The sequence below is a fragment of the Streptomyces melanogenes genome (genome assembly GCF_014649795.1).
Lineage (GTDB): Bacteria > Actinomycetota > Actinomycetes > Streptomycetales > Streptomycetaceae > Streptomyces > Streptomyces noboritoensis.
In genome coordinates, this window is record NZ_BMTS01000009.1 from 269,987 (window position 1) to 285,906 (window position 15,920).

General features: G+C 72.3%; 16 protein-coding genes. 13 read left to right on the forward strand and 3 right to left on the reverse strand.

The window, feature by feature from the left end; translation table 11 throughout:
* Nucleotides 1-115 precede the first annotated feature (115 nt).
* Nucleotides 116-1,078: a thiamine-phosphate kinase gene (locus IE252_RS21340; protein WP_067164689.1), complete on the forward strand. Its 963-nt coding sequence runs from the start codon at nucleotides 116-118 to the stop codon at nucleotides 1,076-1,078.
* Nucleotides 1,075-1,872, forward strand: coding sequence for a bifunctional hydroxymethylpyrimidine kinase/phosphomethylpyrimidine kinase (gene thiD, locus IE252_RS21345; RefSeq protein WP_190091033.1), 798 nt, complete (start codon nucleotides 1,075-1,077; stop codon nucleotides 1,870-1,872). Before IE252_RS21340 ends, thiD begins: the two co-directional genes overlap by 4 nt.
* Before the next feature lie 132 nt (nucleotides 1,873-2,004).
* Here the strand turns inward: thiD and rpmB are convergent, their stop codons facing one another.
* Entirely contained in the window at nucleotides 2,005-2,190 is a 186-nt protein-coding gene (gene rpmB / locus IE252_RS21350; RefSeq protein WP_003957616.1) for a 50S ribosomal protein L28, read from the reverse strand.
* A 244-nt stretch (nucleotides 2,191-2,434) separates the two neighbouring features.
* Here rpmB and fakA point away from each other — a divergent pair, with 244 nt between their 5' ends.
* The 11 genes from fakA to mutM all read left to right on the forward strand — a co-directional run bounded on the left by fakA (nucleotide 2,435) and on the right by mutM (nucleotide 14,532).
* On the forward strand, nucleotides 2,435-4,033 hold the full coding sequence (gene fakA, locus IE252_RS21355; RefSeq protein WP_229848674.1) for a DAK2 domain-containing protein: 1,599 nt from the start codon (nucleotides 2,435-2,437) through the stop codon (nucleotides 4,031-4,033).
* A gap of 93 nt (nucleotides 4,034-4,126) precedes the next feature.
* Nucleotides 4,127-6,325 (forward strand): ATP-dependent DNA helicase RecG, encoded by a 2,199-nt coding sequence (gene recG / locus IE252_RS21360; protein ID WP_190091035.1) that lies wholly within the window; start codon nucleotides 4,127-4,129, stop codon nucleotides 6,323-6,325.
* Between the two features lie 103 nt (nucleotides 6,326-6,428).
* Nucleotides 6,429-7,013, forward strand: coding sequence for a 16S rRNA (guanine(966)-N(2))-methyltransferase RsmD (gene rsmD / locus IE252_RS21365; protein ID WP_190091036.1), 585 nt, complete (start codon nucleotides 6,429-6,431; stop codon nucleotides 7,011-7,013).
* Between the two features lie 20 nt (nucleotides 7,014-7,033).
* Complete coding sequence (coaD, locus tag IE252_RS21370; RefSeq protein ID WP_190091122.1) at nucleotides 7,034-7,516, forward strand: pantetheine-phosphate adenylyltransferase; 483 nt, start codon at nucleotides 7,034-7,036, stop codon at nucleotides 7,514-7,516.
* 96 nt (nucleotides 7,517-7,612) lie between these two features.
* Nucleotides 7,613-8,677 (forward strand): DivIVA domain-containing protein, encoded by a 1,065-nt coding sequence (locus IE252_RS21375; RefSeq protein WP_190091037.1) that lies wholly within the window; start codon nucleotides 7,613-7,615, stop codon nucleotides 8,675-8,677.
* A 115-nt stretch (nucleotides 8,678-8,792) separates the two neighbouring features.
* Entirely contained in the window at nucleotides 8,793-9,479 is a 687-nt protein-coding gene (locus IE252_RS21380; protein WP_067164708.1) for a YceD family protein, read from the forward strand.
* A 2-nt stretch (nucleotides 9,480-9,481) separates the two neighbouring features.
* On the forward strand, nucleotides 9,482-9,655 hold the full coding sequence (gene rpmF / locus IE252_RS21385; protein ID WP_101390332.1) for a 50S ribosomal protein L32: 174 nt from the start codon (nucleotides 9,482-9,484) through the stop codon (nucleotides 9,653-9,655).
* Between the two features lie 19 nt (nucleotides 9,656-9,674).
* Nucleotides 9,675-10,508: a ribonuclease III gene (gene rnc / locus IE252_RS21390; protein WP_190091038.1), complete on the forward strand. Its 834-nt coding sequence runs from the start codon at nucleotides 9,675-9,677 to the stop codon at nucleotides 10,506-10,508.
* A gap of 127 nt (nucleotides 10,509-10,635) precedes the next feature.
* Complete coding sequence (locus IE252_RS21395; protein ID WP_190091039.1) at nucleotides 10,636-11,070, forward strand: hypothetical protein; 435 nt, start codon at nucleotides 10,636-10,638, stop codon at nucleotides 11,068-11,070.
* A gap of 13 nt (nucleotides 11,071-11,083) precedes the next feature.
* Nucleotides 11,084-13,594, forward strand: coding sequence for a hypothetical protein (locus IE252_RS21400; protein ID WP_229848676.1), 2,511 nt, complete (start codon nucleotides 11,084-11,086; stop codon nucleotides 13,592-13,594).
* Between the two features lie 77 nt (nucleotides 13,595-13,671).
* Nucleotides 13,672-14,532, forward strand: a complete 861-nt coding sequence (mutM, locus tag IE252_RS21405; protein WP_190091040.1) for a bifunctional DNA-formamidopyrimidine glycosylase/DNA-(apurinic or apyrimidinic site) lyase — start codon at nucleotides 13,672-13,674, stop codon at nucleotides 14,530-14,532.
* On the opposite strand, the gene IE252_RS21410 is transcribed toward mutM, so the two are convergent.
* Both IE252_RS21410 and IE252_RS21415 read right to left on the reverse strand, forming a co-directional pair.
* On the reverse strand, nucleotides 14,505-14,903 hold the full coding sequence (locus IE252_RS21410; RefSeq protein ID WP_190091041.1) for a winged helix-turn-helix transcriptional regulator: 399 nt from the start codon (nucleotides 14,901-14,903) through the stop codon (nucleotides 14,505-14,507). The two genes, mutM and IE252_RS21410, sit on opposite strands and share 28 nt — an antisense overlap.
* 76 nt (nucleotides 14,904-14,979) lie before the next feature.
* Nucleotides 14,980-15,810 carry a CAP domain-containing protein gene (locus tag IE252_RS21415; protein ID WP_190091042.1) on the reverse strand — a complete coding sequence of 277 codons (831 nt, stop codon included), beginning with the start codon at nucleotides 15,808-15,810 and terminating at the stop codon, nucleotides 14,980-14,982.
* Between the last annotated feature and the right edge of the window lie 110 nt (nucleotides 15,811-15,920).

Consider the following 15,920-nt stretch of genomic DNA (forward strand, 5'->3'; position numbering starts at 1 on the left):
CATCCGCGTGCGCGGAGCAGAAGTTGACGTATGTGTTGACGGTACCCACCGAGGTGACCGCTCGCGACCGCGAGCGCGCCGGGTGCCAAGGGGTACGAGGATGAGAGGTGGCACGGTGAAAGGCACTGTGGGCGAGTTGGGGGAGTTCGGGCTCATCAGGGAGCTGACCTCCCGGCTCACCTCGACCCCCGCGGTCCGGATCGGCCCCGGCGACGACGCCGCGGTCGTGACCGCACCCGACCGCAGGGTGGTGGCGAGCACGGACATCCTCCTGGAGGGCCGCCACTTCCGGCGCGACTGGTCGACCGCGTACGACGTGGGCCGCAAGGCCGCCGCGCAGAATCTGGCCGATATCGCCGCCATGGGCGCGGTCCCGACCGCACTGCTGCTCGGGCTCGTCGTCCCGGCCGAGCTCCCGGCCACCTGGCCGGTCGAGCTGATGGACGGGATCCGCGACGAGTGCCAGGTCGCGGGGGCGGCCGTGGTCGGCGGCGACGTCGTGCGCGGCGACACCATCACCGTCGCCATCACCGCCCTCGGCGACCTGCGCAACCACGAGCCGGTGACCCGCGGCGGCGCACAGCCCGGCGACGTGGTCGCGGTGACCGGCTGGCTCGGCTGGTCGGCGGCGGGCTACGCGGTGCTCTCGCGCGGCTTCCGCTCGCCGCGCGCCTTCGTGGAGGCCCACCGCCGCCCGGAGCCGCCGTACCACGCGGGCCCCGCGGCCGCCGGGCTCGGCGCCACCGCCATGACGGACGTCAGCGACGGCCTGGTCGCGGACCTCGGGCACATCGCGGAGGCGAGCAAGGTCCGCATCGACCTGCGCTCCGGCCTGATCGACATCCCGACGCAGATGAACGACATCGGCCAGGCGGTCGGCGTCGACCCGCTCCAGTGGGTGCTCACCGGGGGAGAGGACCACGCGATCGTGGCGACCTTCCCGCCGGACGTGAAGCTGCCCGCGCGCTGGAAGGTCATCGGCGAGGTACTCAACCCGTCGGCGCTGCCCCAGGTCACCGTCGACGGCGCCCCCTGGACCGCCAAGGGCGGCTGGGACCACTTCGGGGACGCCGAGTGAGCGCCGCGCCGCCCCGGGTGCTGACCGTCGCCGGTTCCGACTCCGGCGGCGGCGCGGGCATCCAGGCCGACCTCAAGACGATGCTGGCCCTTGGCGTCCACGGGATGAGCGTGATCACGGCCGTGACCGCGCAGAACTCGCTGGGCGTCCAGGGCGCCTGGGAGCTGCCCGCCGAGGCGGTCCGGGCGCAGTACCGCTCGGTGGTCGACGACATCGGCGTCCAGGCGATCAAGACCGGAATGCTCTCGTCCGCCGCCCTGGTGGAGACGGTCGCGGAGCTCCTGTCCGGCACGGACGCGCCGGTGGTCGTGGACCCCGTAGGGGTCTCCAAGCACGGCGACGCGCTGCTGGCGGCGGAGGCCCTGGAGTCCGTACGGGAACGGCTGCTGCCGACCGCCACGGTGGCCACGCCCAACCTGGACGAAGTGGCACAGCTCACGGGCGTACGGGTCGAGGACGAGGACGGAATGCGGCGGGCGGCGGAGGCGATCCTCGCCTACGGCCCCCGCTGGGCCCTGATCAAGGGCGGCCACTACCCGGGCGACGCGCTCGACCTCCTGACCGACGGCAAGGAGGAGCACTGGCTCCGGGCCCCCCGCCACGACAACACCCACACCCACGGCACGGGCTGCACCCTCGCCTCAGCGGTGGCCTCGGGCCTGGCGAAGGGCCTCCCGGTCCCGGAGGCGGTGAGACAGGCGAAGGAGTACGTGACGGGGGCGATCGAGGCGGGCTTCGCGCTGGGGGCGGGGATCGGCCCGGTGGACCACGGCTGGCGCTTCCGCACCCCCTAGGGGCGCGGGGAACTGCGCGACCAGCCCCCACCGGCCCGCAGACGAACGGACACGGCAAAAAGCCGGTCCACCAAAGGTGGACCGGCTTTTTAAGGCAACCGCAGGGGCTGCGCTACGACGAAACGTCGCGTGTTAGCGCGAGACCTTGCCGGCCTTGATGCACGAGGTGCAGACGTTGAGCCGCTTCGGCGTCCGACCGACCACGGCACGCACACGCTGGATGTTCGGGTTCCAGCGACGAGACGTACGGCGGTGCGAGTGCGAAATGTTGTTGCCGAAGCCCGGCCCCTTGCCGCAGACGTCGCAGTTGGCAGCCACGGGTCACTCCAAAGACTTCAGATGCACTTACAGTGAAATCCGGCGCACCGGAATCAGAGATCTGAAGTGGCTTGCCGGGGGAATGGCCCGACTCTCGCCGGGCAACCGAAGCAGCATACAACGGCTGCTCCCGAGATACGAAACTACCATGACCGCCGCCGCACCCCACCCCGGGCCGACCCCCCGCCCCGGGTCTACCCTGCTGCTGGCCCGCAGCTCACCGGCCGCTCTAGGAGGACACCAGGTGCCGCAGACTCTCGACGCCGTCGCGGTACGCACCTGGTGCTCGCTGGCCCTGGACGGGCTCGGCCGGGACCGCGAGGAGATCGACGCGGTCAACGTCTACCCCGTCGCGGACGGGGACACCGGCACCAACCTCTATCTGACCGTGGAGTCCGCCCACCAGGCGGTCGAGGCGGTCTTCGCCGCGTACACCGAGGTGCCGCGGACCGGGGCGCCGAAGACGGCCGACGTCATACGGGCCATGGCGCACGGCGCCCTCGTCGGCGCACGCGGCAACTCCGGCACGATCCTCTCCCAGCTGCTGCGCGGCATGGCCGAGGTGCTTGCCGAGCGCGGCACGGACCTGTCCGGGGCCCTGCGCCGGGCCGCCGAGTCGGCGTACGAGGCGGTCGCGCACCCGGTAGAGGGCACGGTCCTGACGGTGGCGACGGCCGCGGCCGACGCGGCCCGGGAGGCGGACGGCGACGCGGCGGCCGTGGCCACCGCGGCCTACGGAGGCGCCCGGCGGGCCCTGGAGGAGACGCCCGGGCAGCTCGACGTCCTCGGCCGCGCCGGGGTCGTGGACGCGGGCGGCTGGGGTCTGGTGACGGTCCTGGGGGCGCTGGCGCAGGCGCTCTCCGGCGAGGCCCCGGTCGTACGGCACGAGGCGCATCCGCCGCTCGACCCGCACACCTGCCCCTCCGACCCCGCCGAGAGCGCCGGACCCGCCTTCGAGGTGATCTACCTCCTGGAGGCCGACGACGACGCCGTGGCCCGGCTGCGGGGCCGCCTGGACGCGCTCGGGGACTCCCTGGTGGTCGTCGGCGGCGACGGGCTGTGGAACGTCCACGTACACGTGGACGACGCGGGCGCGGCCGTCGAGGCGGGCGTGGAGGCCGGGCGCCCGTACCGGATCCGCATCACCCACTTCGGGGCCCGGCTGGAGCCGCGCGAGCAGGTCCAGCGGGCCGTCGTCGCGGTCGTGCCCGGCGAGGGCCTGGCCGGGCTGTGCGCCGAGGCCGGGGCGACCGCCGTCCTCGCCCGGCCCGGCGAGCCCCCGGCCAGCGGCGAGCTCGTCGCCGCGATCCGCCGCGCCCACGCGCGCGAGGTCGTGCTGCTGCCCAACGACGCCGAGCTGCGCCACACCGCCGCCGCGGCCGTGGAGCAGGCGCGCACCGAGGGCGTACGGGTCGCGCTCATCCCCACCCGGTCCGCCGTCCAGGGACTGGCCGCGCTCGCGGTGCACGCCCCCGACCGCCGCTTCGACGAGGACGTGGTCGCGATGACGGCGGCGGCCGGCGCCACCCGGTACGCGGAACTGGCCGTCGCCGAGCGGCAGTCGTGGACCACGGCCGGCATCTGCCAAGCCGGGGACGTGCTGGGTCTCATCGACGGCGACGTGGCCGTGATCGGGCAGGACCTGGCCCGTACGGCCAAGGCGGTCCTGGACCGGATGCTGGCGGCGGGCGGCGAACTGGTCACGCTGGTGCTGGCCGCCGACGCCCCCGCCGACCTGGCGCCCGGCATCGAGGCCCATGTGCGCGAGGCCCATCTCGCGGTCGACACGGTCGTCTACGACGGCGGCAACCAGAGCGCCCCGCTGCTGATCGGCGTCGAGTAGCCGCTCGCGGGACCCGTCGAGTCGCCTCCGTACGCGGAGAGTTGTCCACAGGGGGCCGGGGGATCCTGCGGGATGTCAGTGGTGTGGTGTGCAATGGATCGCGTGCCTGCGCTCGATGAACCCCTCAAGAAGCTGCTCGGCGGCCCCACCGCGAAGGTCATGGCCGAGCAGCTCGACCTGCACACGGTCGGCGACCTCCTCCACCACTACCCGCGGCGGTACGAGGAGCGCGGCCAGCTGACCAAGCTGGCCGAGCTGCCCCTCGACGAGGACGTGACGGTCGTCGCCCAGGTGGCCGACGCGCGCGTGCACACGTTCAACGGCGGCCGCGGCCAGCGCCTGGAGATCACCATCACCGACGGCAGTGGCCGCCTCCAGCTGGTCTTCTTCGGCCGCGGCATCCACAAGCCGCACAAGGAGCTGCTGCCCGGCAGCCGCGCGATGTTCGCGGGCAAGGTGTCGATGTTCAACCGCCGCCTCCAGCTCGCCCACCCCACGTACGCGAAGCTGAGCGCCGACGGCGACGACTCCGCCGAGGTGGTGGACTCCTGGGCGGGCGCGCTCATCCCGATCTACCCCGCCTGCAAGGGCCTGGAGTCCTGGAAGATCGCCAAGGCGGTCGACGCGGTGCTGCCCAGCGCCCAGGAGGCCGTGGACCCGCTGCCTCCCTCCCTGCGGGAGGGCCGTGGCTTCGTCCCGCTGCCCGAGGCGCTGCTGAAGGTCCACCGTCCGCACACCAAGGACGACGTGGAGCAGGCCCGCCAGCGGCTGAAGTGGGACGAGGCGTTCGTCCTCCAGGTGGCGCTGGCCCGGCGCCGCCACGCGGACGCCCAACTGCCCGCCGTGGCCCGCAGGCCCGCCCCCGACGGCCTGCTCGACGCGTTCGACGCCAAGCTCCCCTTCACCCTCACCGACGGCCAGCGCACGGTCTCCAAGGAGATCTTCGACGACCTGGCGACCGAGCACCCGATGCACCGGCTGCTCCAGGGCGAGGTCGGCTCGGGCAAGACGATGGTGGCGCTGCGCGCCATGCTCGCCGTGGTCGACAGCGGCGGCCAGGCCGCCATGCTCGCGCCCACCGAAGTGCTGGCCCAGCAGCACCACCGGTCCATCACGGAGATGATGGGCGAGCTCGCCGAGGGCGGGATGCTGGGCGGCTCCGACCTCGGTACCAAGGTCGTGCTGCTCACCGGGTCGATGGGCATGCCCGCCCGCCGCCAAGCCCTGCTGGATCTGGTCACCGGCGAGGCCGGGATCGTGATCGGCACGCACGCGCTGATCGAGGACAAGGTGCAGTTCCACGACCTGGGCCTGGTCGTCGTCGACGAGCAGCACCGGTTCGGCGTCGAGCAGCGCGACGCCCTGCGCGGCAAGGGCAAGCAGCCCCCGCACCTCCTGGTGATGACGGCGACGCCGATTCCGCGCACGGTCGCCATGACCGTCTTCGGCGACCTGGAGACCTCCGTCCTGGACCAGCTCCCGGCGGGGCGTTCGCCCATCGCCAGCCATGTCGTCCCCGCCCAGGACAAGCCGCACTTCCTGGCGCGCGCCTGGGAGCGGGTCCGCGAGGAGGTCGCCAAGGGCCACCAGGCGTACGTGGTGTGTCCACGCATCGGTGACGACGAGGACGAGAAGAAGGCGGCCAAGAAGAAGTCAGCCGAGGACGAGGCGGAGAAGCGGCCGCCGCTGGCCGTCCTGGACATGGCGGACCAGCTCCGCAAGGGCCCGCTCCAGGGGCTGCGCATCGAGGTGCTGCACGGCCGGATGCAGCCCGACGACAAGGACGACGTGATGCGCCGGTTCGCGGCCGGCGAGGTGGACGCGCTGATCGCGACCACGGTCATCGAGGTCGGGGTGAACGTGCCGAACGCCACGGCGATGGTGATCATGGACGCGGACCGGTTCGGCGTCTCGCAGCTGCACCAGCTGCGTGGCCGCGTCGGCCGTGGCTCGGCCCCGGGCCTGTGCCTGCTGGTCACCGAGATGCCGGAGGCGAGCGCGGCCCGGGCCCGGCTGAACGCGGTGGCCGCCACCCTGGACGGCTTCGAGCTCTCCCGGATCGACCTGGAGCAGCGCCGCGAGGGCGATGTGCTGGGCCAGGCCCAGTCGGGCGTGCGCTCGTCGCTGCGGATGCTCGCGGTCATCGAGGACGAGGAGGTGATCGCGGCGGCCCGCGAGGAGGCGGTGGCCGTGGTCGCCGAGGACCCGGATCTGGAACGGCTGCCCGCACTGCGGACGGCGCTGGACGCCCTGCTGGACAAGGACCGCGAGCAGTACCTCGATAAGGGCTGACGAGGACCGGCAAGCGCCTGCGGGGCCGGGGAGGCGGCGTCGGCGGCCGCTTCTGAGAAACTGAGGGGACACCAGTGACGTACGTAGAGCGACAAGGACTCAGATGACCCGCGTGATCGCCGGCCGGGCCGGCGGACGCCGCCTGGCCGTACCGCCGGGCAACGGCACCCGCCCCACCTCCGACCGCGCGCGCGAGGGCCTCTTCTCCACCTGGGAGGCCCTGCTCGGCACGCTGGAGGGGATCCGGGTCGCGGATCTGTACGCCGGGTCGGGCGCGGTCGGCCTGGAGGCGCTCTCCCGGGGCGCCTCGCACGCGCTGCTCGTCGAGGCGGACGCCCGGGCCGTGAAGACCGTCCGTGACAACGTGCGCGTACTGGGCCTTCCGGGCGCTGAGGTACGTAACGGAAAAGCGGAGCAGATCGTTGCGGGCCCGGCTCCCGAAACCCCCTTTGACGTGGTGTTCCTCGACCCGCCGTACGCGGTGACCGACGACGATCTTCGCGAGATCCTCCTCACACTCCGCGCGGGGGGCTGGCTCGCCGACGAGTGCCTGGTCACCGTGGAGCGCAGCACCAGAGGCGGGGAATTCGGCTGGCCACAGGGGTTCGAGGCACTGCGGGCCCGTCGCTACGGCGAGGGCACGCTTTGGTACGGTCGCGCCGCCTCTACGTGCGAAGACGCACCATGACCGGGAGCGAGGGACTTCAGTTGCGCCGAGCCGTCTGTCCGGGGTCGTTCGACCCCATCACCAATGGACACCTCGACATCATCGCCCGCGCCTCCAAGCTGTACGACGTGGTGCACGTCGCGGTGATGATCAACCAGTCGAAGAAGGGCCTGTTCACCATCGAGGAGCGGATCGAGATGATCCGCGAGGTGACCGCCGACTTCGGCAACGTGGAGGTCGAGTCCTTCCACGGCCTGCTGGTCGACTTCTGCAAGCAGCGCGACATCCCCGCCATCGTGAAGGGTCTGCGCGCGGTCAGCGACTTCGACTACGAGCTCCAGATGGCCCAGATGAACAACGGGCTCTCGGGCGTCGAGACGCTGTTCGTGCCGACCAACCCGACGTACAGCTTCCTGTCGTCGTCGCTGGTCAAGGAGGTCGCGGCGTGGGGCGGAGACGTCTCCCACCTGCTGCCCGCCACCGTCCACGAGGCACTGACCGCCCGGATCGCCGAGCAGCGCTGAGCTGACAGGGTGTCAGCTGGTGTCGGGCGGGCCCCGACTGGCCTTACAGTCGTCCCGTCCGTCTCCCAACCAGTCGTAGAGAGTGGCGAGCCCACGGTGGACGTGCAGAAGAAGCTGGACGAGATCGTCGACGTCGTCGCCGGTGCCCGCTCCATGCCCATGTCGGCCTCGTGCGTGGTCAACCGCGCCGAGCTGCTCGCGCTCCTGGAGGAGGTGCGCCAGGCCCTGCCCGGCTCCCTCGCCCAGGCCCAGGAGCTGATCGGCGGCCGTGAGCAGATGGTCGAGCAGGCCCGCCAGGAGGCCGAGCGGATCATCGAGTCCGCGCACGCCCAGCGGGGCACGCTGATCTCCGACACGGCCGTCGCCCGGCAGTCGCAGGACGAGGCCGACCGGATCCTGGCCGACGCCAAGCGCGAGGCCGACGAGATCCGCGCCGAGGCCGACGACTACGTCGACTCCAAGCTGGCCAACTTCGAGGTCGTCCTCACCAAGACCATCGGCTCGGTCGACCGCGGCCGCGAGAAGCTGCTCGGGCGCGGCCCGGGCCTGGACGAGCAGGGGCAGGCCGACGCGGACGCCCCCGAGTACAGCCCCGACCCGCAGACCCTGATCCGGCGGGCCGACGAGTACATCGACACCAAGCTCGGCGCCTTCGAGGCCGTCCTCGCCAAGACCCTCGAAGCGGTCGGCCGCGGCCGCGAGACCCTGCACGGCCGGATCGCCAGCGACGAGCTGGGCGCGCACATGGCCGCCCAGGACGCCGCCGGGGCGCTCGGCGGGGGCCACACCAGCGACGCGGACTACCTCGCGGGCCTGGCCGAGCTGGCCGACCCCCAGCCGCAGGCGGCCGCCCAGCCCCAGCAGGCCCAGGTCCCGGCGCAGGTCTACGACCCGTACGGCTACGGACAGGCCCAGGCGCAGCCCCAGCAGGACCCGTACGCCTACCAGCAGCCCCAGCAGCAGTACGCCCAGTACGGCTACGACCAGCAGCCGCAGCAGCAGGACCCGTACGGCTACGACCAGCAGGCCTACGGCCACCACGCGCAGCAGGCCGTCCCGCAGCCCGCGCACCCGCCGCAGCCCGCCCTGGACGAGACCAGCCTGTTCGACACGAGCATGATCGACCTGGAGCAGCTGCGGCAGTACGAGCAGGGGCGCTAGCCGGGCGCCGCGGACCGGATTGGGTCAATCGCGGCGCGTCCAGTATCCTGGCTGTTCGGTCGCGCGTACGTCCGCGATCAACGCTGCCCGCGCATCGCCGCACCCACGGCGTCGCATGGCGGCCACCCTCCACGATCCGAAAGCGGGAAGAACCCTGAGCACGCACCTCGACCACCGCAACCCCCTCGTGTTCGACACACACGAGCTGGGTCGGCGTCCCGGTGCGCTCCAGCGGATCTCCCGCACGGTCGAGGCGCCCGCCGATCTCGGGATCGACGGCGTCGTCGGAGTGCCCCAGGGCGCGCCGGTGGAGATCGAGCTCCGCCTGGAGTCGGTCATGGAAGGGGTGCTTGTCACAGGCACCGCCCGTGCATCGGCCGAGGGTGAGTGCGTAAGGTGTCTGGAGCCGCTGGAGCTCGCGCTCGATGCGGACTTCCAGGAGTTGTTCTCGTACCCTGACGCCGACGACCGGGGCCGCAGCAAGCAGGCGGAGCCGGCCGACGACGCCGAGGACGAGGACACCATCCCGCTCGAGGACGGACTCTTCGACCTCGAGCCGGTGCTGCGTGATGCGGTGGTGCTCGCACTGCCGATGCAGCCGGTGTGCCGGGAGACCTGCCTGGGCCTGTGTTCCACGTGTGGATTCAGGCTCGAGGACGACCCCGACCACCACCATGACGCCGTCGACATCCGTTGGGCGGCACTGCAAGGACTCGCCGGGACCATCCAGGACGGCGAGAAGGACAACATGAGCGGCACTGCCTCTGACGTGCAGCGCGCCGCCGAGAAGCAGGAGAAGTAGCCGTGGCTGTTCCGAAGCGGAAGATGTCGCGCAGCAACACGCGCCACCGCCGGTCGCAGTGGAAGGCTGCGGTCCCCACCCTGGTTACGTGCGAGCGTTGCCAGGAGCCGAAGCAGCAGCACATCGCGTGCCCGAGCTGCGGCACCTACAACAAGCGCCAGGTCCTCGAGGTCTGAGCGGCTGGTGAGAGGCCCGATGTCTGATCTGTCGAATGCCGGCGCCAAGAAGGCGGGCAGTAGCGACAACAACTCGGCCTCGTCCCACACGCTTCTGGAAGGGCGGCTCGGGTATCACCTTGAGTCCGCCCTTCTGGTGCGTGCGCTGACCCATCGTTCGTACGCGTACGAGAACGGCGGTCTGCCGACCAACGAGCGGCTGGAGTTCCTCGGGGACTCCGTGCTGGGCCTGGTCGTCACGGACACGCTGTACCGCACCCACCCCGACCTCCCGGAAGGCCAGCTGGCCAAGCTCCGGGCCGCGGTGGTCAACTCTCGTGCGCTGGCGCAGGTGGGCCGTGGGCTCGACCTCGGCTCCTTCATCCGGCTCGGCCGGGGCGAAGAGGGCACGGGCGGCCGGGACAAGGCTTCCATCCTCGCCGACACCCTTGAAGCGGTGATCGGCGCGGTCTATCTGGACCAGGGTCTTGAGGCGGCTTCCGAGCTCGTCCACCGGCTCTTCGACCCCCTGATCGAGAAGTCCTCGAACCTCGGGGCCGGCCTGGACTGGAAGACCAGTCTCCAGGAGCTCACCGCGGCCGAAGGCCTCGGCGTTCCGGAGTACCTGGTCTCCGAGACGGGTCCCGACCACGAGAAGACCTTCACTGCTGCCGCCCGCGTCGGTGGTGTCTCGTACGGCACCGGCACCGGCCGCAGCAAGAAGGAAGCGGAGCAGCAGGCCGCGGAGTCGGCATGGCGCGCGATCAGCGCGTCCGCCGACGAGCGGCTGGCGCAGGCCAAGGCGGAAGCCGAGGCCGCCGTCGCCGCGCCGGACGGCGGGACGCCGACCCCCGCCGCCGACCCGGCCGCCTGAACCGACTTCCTTGATCCCCGTCGCACTCCGGTGCGGCGGGGATCGTGCTTTTCCCCGGGGTTGTCAGAGGCAGCCGGTAGCGTTTGCGCAAAGGTGTTCGGGCGGTGCCGCGCTGTGGAGGTGACGGATGTCTGTGGACGTGCCGGAGATGGTCAACGAGATCGCTCCCTATGTCACCGCGGCGGCCGTGGCGTACGGCGCAGGGGTGCTGGACCGGACCCAGGACGAGGCCGCCACCGCCGTGGTGGGCCTCGGGCGCCGGCTGGCCCAGCGCGTCTTCGGCGTGCGCCGCACGGACGAGGAGCTCCCCGAGGCGCTCGCCGACGTGGTCGAGGCCCCGGACGACACAGATAACCAGGGGGCGTTGCGCAAGGCGGTCCGCAAGGCGCTGCTCGCGGACGGCGCGCTGGCGGACGAGGTGGCGCGCATGCTGGCGGGCGCGCCCCGCGAGATACGGACGGGGGACGGCTCGCCCGTGATCACCGCGAGCGTCATCGGCGGCGACAGCATCCAGATCGGCTCGGTCGGCGGCAACGTCCGCCTCACCACCGCCGCCCACTGAGCGGGGTAGTGCGGTGACGGGGGAGAGCACGGGCGGAAACCGGGTGGAGGGCTCGGTCGTCGGCGGCGACAGCCTGCAGATCGGCCGGGTCGACGGCGACGTCACCGTCCTCACCGGCATGCCGCCCCGCGCCTCGGCCCCCGAAGCGGTGCCCGAAGGCTTCTGGACCGCGCCCGGCCCCGCCACTCCCGCACACCGGCGCCTCGGCCTGCTGCCGGTGCGCGAGGCCGATCCGATCCGGCTGGGGGTGCACCGGCCCATCCGGCCGGTCGGCAGCCAGGTCCCGCGGATGCCCGCCTATGTCCCGCGCGACCTCGACGAACCGGCGCACGGCGGACTGCGCCCGCTGGTCGACGCGGCGGCGCGGACCGGCGGGTTCGTCCTGCTGGTCGGCGGCTCCTCGGTGGGCAAGACCCGATCGCTGTACGAGGCGGTCAGGGACCGGCTGCCCGACTGGTGGCTCCTGCATCCCTCCGGCGCCCGGGACATCGAGCAACTGGTGGGCCTCGCCCCGCGCCGCCTGGTGATCTGGCTCGACGAGCTGCAGAACTACCTGGACGGCGAGCACGGACTCACGGCGGCGACCGTACGGTCCCTGCTCGCCCCCGGCCACCAGGTGCTGGTGGTCGCCACGCTCTGGCCGCACTACTACGACGCGTACACCGCACAGCCCCGCTCGGCCAAGGACGAGGACCGGCACCCCTTCGAACGGGAACTCCTGAAGCAGGCCGACACCGTACGGGTCGCGACCGGCTTCAGTGCCGCCGAGCGGGAGCGCGCCGAGGGGATGGCGGAGGCCGACGAGCGGCTCCGCACCGCGCTGGCGTCGAAGGACTTCGGCCTGACCCAGGTGATCGCCGGGGCGCCCCAGCTGGTGCACCGCTGGGAGTCCGCCGACGCCTACGCGCGAGCCGTGCTGACGGCCGCCGCCGATCTGACCCTGCTGGGTGCGCAGTCCCCTATCCCCGGGGAGCTGCTGCGCGCGGCGGTGCCGGGCTACTGCACTCCCGAGGAGCGGGCCGGGGCGCCCGCCGACTGGTTCGAGGCCGCGCTGGAGTACACGACCCGGCCCCAGCTGGGCGCCACCAGCCCGCTCGTCCCCGTCAACGACGGCCAGACGATGGGCGGCCCCGACGGCTACCGGGTGGCCGACTACCTCGTACAGCACACCGGCCCGCGACGGCGGGTCGTACCGCCGGAGACCTTCTGGACGGCGTGCGCCGAGCGGCTGACCGGCACGGCGGACGCCATCCGGATCGGTGCGAGCGCGGTGGCCCGCCAGCGCTTCGCGGCGGCCGTGCCCCTGCTGCGCCGCGCCGCGCGGGCGGGCGAGCCCTCCGCGATCCATCAACTGGCCGAGCTCTACCGCACGATGGGGGACACCGAGGGCGCCGAGGAGATGGCGGCTCTGCTGGCCGCGTCACCGGACAGCTCCGCGCCGCTCTACCAAGTGCTGCTCGCGGGCTGGGACTTCGAGGAGATCTTCGACCTGGCACTGGCCGGAAACGAGTACGCCATCGATCACCTGATCGAGTACGGCGACGAGGAGCTGGCCATCGATCTGCTGCGCGCCCGGATGGAGCCCGACGACCTCGGGTCCTGGTACCGGCTCGCCACCCTCCTCCACGAGGTGGGCGAGGACGAGCAGGCGATCGCGATCCTGGAGATGCTCCTGGCGCGCGAATACGACGCCGACGGCGATCTGCTGATGTTCCTCACCGAGCTGCTCCAGCACGGCGGCCACGTCGAGCGGCTGTACGAGCTGACGGAGGAGGGGTACTTCTTCGCGGCCCACTACCTGGCGGTCCTCCTCAACGAACGGGGTGAGGGACCGCAGGCGCTCGACATCCTCCGGGAGTTCGCCGGTCAGGGGCACATGGACGTCGACGACCTCCTCGCGGAGCTGCTCGCCGAGCACGAGTGCGTGGACGAACTCCTCGACCGGGCCGCCGACGGGGATCCACGCTCGGCGGTCAAAGCGGTCGAGCTGCTGCGCGGCAGGGGCGAGGTGGAGCGGGCGGCCGCACTGCTGAGGCCGCTCGCCGACGCGGGCGACGCCTACGCGTCGTCGACCCTCGCGAAGCTCCTGGGCAGGGACCGCAGTGCGGACGAGCTCAGGGCCCGGGTGGCGGCGGGGGACGAATGGGCGGCCGAGGCCCTGGCGAAGCTGCTGCTCAGGGGCGGCGAGCTGGAGGAGGCCGTGCGCGTGGCCAAGCTGAGCATCTCCTCCCTGCTCGCGGACGACCTCGTACAGGAGCTGGTGGAGCGGGGCCGGGCGGAGCTGGCCGTGGCGTTCCTGGAGGAGAAGGCCGCGTCCGGCGAGGGCTTCTGGACCGGTCGGCTGGCCAAGCTGCTCAAGGCCCAGGGCAGGGCCGACGAGCTGCGCATACGTATCGACATGGGGGATACCGGCGCCGCCGAGGCGCTGGCCGCGCTCCTTGAGGAGCAGGGGCGGCAGCAGGAGGCCCGGAGCCTGCGGACGTACGGGATGACGGTGGACGGGCGGATCGCGCGGGGCCGGTGAGCCCGGCCCACCGGTCGCGCCCGGGGCCGCGATACGCTCGGACACCCCAGAAACCCGCCGCCTCCGGAGGAGTCCCCGTGCCAGAACTGCCCGAGGTGGAAGTCGTACGGCGGGGGCTTGAGCGCTGGGTGGCCGGGCGGGTCGTGGATCACGTGGACGTGCTGCACCCCCGGGCCGTGCGGCGCCACCCGGCCGGTGCGGCGGACTTCGCGGCCCGGCTCAAGGGGCACCGCATCGGAGTGGCCCGGCGGCGCGGCAAATATCTGTGGCTGCCGCTGGCCGACACCGACCAGTCGGTGCTGGGGCACCTCGGGATGAGCGGGCAGCTCCTGGTGCAGCCCGAGAGCGCGCCCGACGAGAAGCACCTGCGGATCCGGCTGCGCTTCCAGGACGCCGCCGACACCGAGCTGCGCTTCGTCGACCAGCGGACCTTCGGCGGGCTCTCGCTCCACGACAACACCCCCGACGGGCTGCCCGACGTGATCGCGCACATCGCGCGCGACCCGCTCGACGAACTCTTCGACGACGCGGCCTTCTTCACCGCGCTCAGGCTGCGGCGCACCACCGTCAAGCGCGCGCTGCTCGACCAGTCGCTCATCAGCGGCGTCGGCAACATCTACGCCGACGAGGCGCTGTGGCGCGCCAAGGTGCACTACGAGCGCCCCACTTCGACCCTCACGCGCCCCAAGTCCGCCGAACTCCTCGGCCACGTACGGGACGTGATGAACGCGGCGCTCGCCGCAGGCGGCACCAGCTTCGACAGCCTCTACGTCAATGTGAACGGCGAGTCGGGGTACTTCGACCGCTCCCTCGACGCGTACGGGCGCGAGGGCGAGCCCTGCCGCCGGTGCGGCACCCCGATGCGCCGACGCCCGTGGATGAACCGGTCCAGCTACTTCTGCCCGCGCTGTCAGCGCCCGCCGCGCACCGCGTCGTAACGCTCGCGGGCTTCGAGGACCGACGGCATCCGGTCCTCCATCAGATGGATCAGACCGAGCAGGCGCTCGGCGACCTCGTACCCCAGCGGGGTCAGGGTGTAGTCGACGCGCGGCGGGTTGGTCGGCTGGGCCTCGCGGTGGACGAGCCCGTCGCGCTCCAGCGCGTGCAGCGTCTGGGAGAGCATCTTCTCGCTCACGCCGTCGACCCGCCGCCGCAGCTCGTTGAAGCGGAAGCTCCCCTCGTGGAGCGCGCCCAGCGTGAGGCTGCCCCAGCGGCCGGTGACGTGCTCAAGGGTGCCGCGCGAGGGGCACGCCTTGGAGAAGACGTCGAACGGCAGGTCAGCGGGGTCGGCGGTGACGGTCTCTTCCATGCCTCTCACCATACGACGACGCAGCGCTAACCAAAAGTTAGCGCTGCGTCGTAGGGGGCTTATGGGGAAGCGTGCTCTAGAAGCCGAAGTCCTGCGTCCACCAGGGGCCGCCGTCGCCGAAGTGCACGCCGACGCCGAGCGTCTTGTAGTCGCAGTTCAGGATGTTCGCGCGGTGGCCGGGGCTGTTCATCCAGGCCTCCATGACCGCCTTGGCATCGGCCTGGCCGCGGGCGATGTTCTCGCCGCCCAGGTTGCCGATGCCCGCCTTCGCGGCCCGGTCCCAGGGGCTCTTGCCGTCCGGGTCGGTGTGGTCGAAGAAGCCGCGCGCCGCCATGTCGTCGCTGAACGAGGTGGCCAGCGCCGCAAGCGAGGCATCGGCCCGCACCGGGCTGCAGCCGGCCTGCGCGCGCTGCTGGTTGACCAGGGAGACGATGGTGGCGGCGGCCGCCTGCTCGGCGGTGGGCGCCTTGATCTGCCGCTGCTCCGGGACGACGGTCTTCGCCTTGCTGGGCTTCGCGGACGGCGTGGCCGGCTTCGGCGCGGCCGGCGCGGTCGTCTTCTCCAGCGTCGGCGTCGGCGCGGCCGACGACGGCTTCTGGGAGGGCGTGGCGGAGGGAGAGGTGAGGGGCGCGTGGCTGCTCGGCGAGGTGATCGGCGCCGAGGGGGCCGCGCTGGTCGGCTTCACGGACTCGCCGCCCTGCTGACGCAGATCGGAGGTGCCGCCTGCCTGGACGTGCTCGCCCGTGGGGCCGCCGTTGAGCTCGAAGGAGGAGCCGCCCGGCAGCAGGCCGGAGGCTATGGCTACGGCGCCCACCGCCACGGCGGCGGACGCGCCGAGCAGCCCGGTGCGCACGGGCACCACGGGCTTCTTCTTGGCGGGCGCGGCGGAGCGACGATGGCGTCCCATCTGCGGGCCTCCCTCATTGCTTCAGTGCTGTGGTCCCTGAGCCGCGGGCCCCGTCCGGGGGCGACGGATGCTGGTCCGAACGGGTGAGGCTCATTGCGTCGGGACTGTAC